Genomic DNA, 2280 nt, shown 5'->3' with positions numbered 1-2280 from the left:
CGTTCACAGTAATGATGGTGATACAGCGACGAAACACAGCGTCACACAAGCGGTGGCCCCCGCGGTACAGGCCTCGCGAGAACATCAACAGGCAGGCATGATCGACTATGCTTGAGCAGCGAAAGGAAACGGAAGTGGTTCACCCCCCCATGGACATCAAATTCACCAACCGGCTGTCGTTCAAGCAAGCCCGGCTTACCGTGCTGGTCGGTTTCATTCTGGGCACGCTGCTCAGCCTGCTGCAAATAGGCATCGATTATGCCAGTGAAGACGCCTCCATCAATCGTGAAATCCTTTCATTACTGGAAATCAGCCACAACCCGGCCTCGCGAATTGCCTACAACATCGACGCCGAACTCGCCAAGGAACTGACCCTGGGCCTGCTGCGCTCGCCAGCGATCACTAGCGTGAGACTGACCGACAACAATGGCATTGTGCTGGCCAACGTCAAGCGACCCGGTGTGCAAAACGGATACCGGATGCTCAGTGATTTCCTGTTCGGCGCCAACCGACAGTTCGAAGACCGGCTTTACCTGGATCATTTACCCAACGAATCCCTGGGTACGCTGCGGCTGAACGTCGATACTTACGCCTTCGGCGACCGGTTCCTGCGCCGGGCCGAAGTGACCCTGCTCAATGGTTTCGCCCGCAGCCTGCTGCTGTCCGGCATTCTGCTGGCGCTGTTCTATGTGATGCTGACCAAACCCCTGGTGCGGGTCATCCGTGAACTCAGCGGTCGCGACCCGAGCAGTACCGAGCCGACCTCACTGGAGTGTCCCGCCGGGCACGCCGACGATGAGATCGGCGTATTGGTCAAGGTTGCCAACCAGCAATTCAAAAGCATCGCCACCGAAATCCAGCAGCGGCGCAATGCGGAAAACCGCCTGACCGAGTATCTCGGTCAACTGGAAAATATCGTCTCGGCCCGCACTGCCGAACTCAACGCGATCAATGCCCGGCTGAGCCAATCCAACCAGGAACTGGAAGTCGCTCGCAGCACAGCACTGGACATGGCCGACGCCCGCTCGGTGTTCCTGGCCAATATGAGCCATGAAATCCGCACGCCCCTCAATGGCTTGCTCGGGATGATCGCGCTGTCCCTCGACGGGCCGCTGACTGCCGAACAACAGCAACAGCTGTCCATCGCCCATGACTCGGGCAAAGTGCTGGTGGAATTGCTCAACGATATTCTCGACTTGTCGAAGTTCGATGCCGGTCAACTCGAACTCGAACACATCCCCTTCGACCTCGGCTCGCTAATCGAAGACACTGCCAACCTGTTATCGCAGAACGCCGCCCCCAGCGTCGAACTGACCTGCCTGATCGATCCGCATTTCCCGACACTCGTGCTCGGCGATCCGACCCGGGTGCGGCAGATCGTCAGTAATCTGCTGTCCAACGCCCTCAAGTTCACCCGTTTCGGGCGTGTCGACGTACGCCTGTCGACGTTCGGGGACGGCGTCAGAATCGAAGTGTGTGACACCGGCATCGGAATCCCTCAGGATGCCCAGGTGAAAATTTTCCAGCCTTTCACTCAGGCCGGCGCCGGTATTACCCGCCAATTTGGCGGCACCGGGCTGGGCCTGGCGCTGACCTACAACCTTTGCGAAGCCATGCGAGGGCGCCTGACGATCAACTCCGAGCCGGGTTTTGGCAGCCAGTTCTGCGCGGACTTGCCATTGCCCAGCCATACCCGAGCAATGCCTGCTGTTTCGCTCAAGGGCAAAGTCATCGCCATCACGGCCGCCAGCAGCGGGCTGGGCGAACTGCTGAACGGCCTGTTGCCTGGCTGGGGACTGGACTACGAACGGCGCTCCATGGATGACCCACTGCTTGGCCTGGCGGCCGACGTGCTCATCAYCGACTGCCCCGAGTGCCTGTTCAATTTGCGCCCCACCCTCAGCGCGCCGATCCTGCTGATTACCGCTTATGGCAATTTCATGCCCAGCGAAGAGGTCAACGCCCTCGCCCCCTTGCAACAGCAGGCCCGCYCCCTGGCACGCAATACGCTGCATCAGTTGTTGCAGCGAATCCTGCAACCGCAAACCCACCCGATCAACAATGCCCCACTCGACGCGCAAAGCCCGCCGCGCCGCGGGCGCGTGCTGTTGGTGGAAGATAATCCGGTCAACCAACTGGTGGCCAAGGGCATGCTCGGCAAACTCGGCTGCGAGGTGACCACCGCGGCCCATGGTGCCGAAGCCCTGGATCAACTCGAACAACGGGAGTTCGATCTGGTGCTGATGGACTGCAACATGCCGGTGATGGACGGCTATGAGG

General features: G+C 60.0%; 1 protein-coding gene. It reads left to right on the top strand.

Annotation, left to right across the window (positions count from 1 at the left end):
* Nucleotides 1–149 precede the first annotated feature (149 nt).
* Nucleotides 150–2280 (top strand): ATP-binding protein (locus ACXRVY_RS24980; protein WP_458238517.1); only part of this gene is annotated, 2131 nt, incomplete at its 3' end.

Source organism: Pseudomonas sp. P5_A2_2 (genome assembly GCF_054177685.1).
This window is presented reverse-complemented; position numbering and strand designations above follow the sequence as displayed.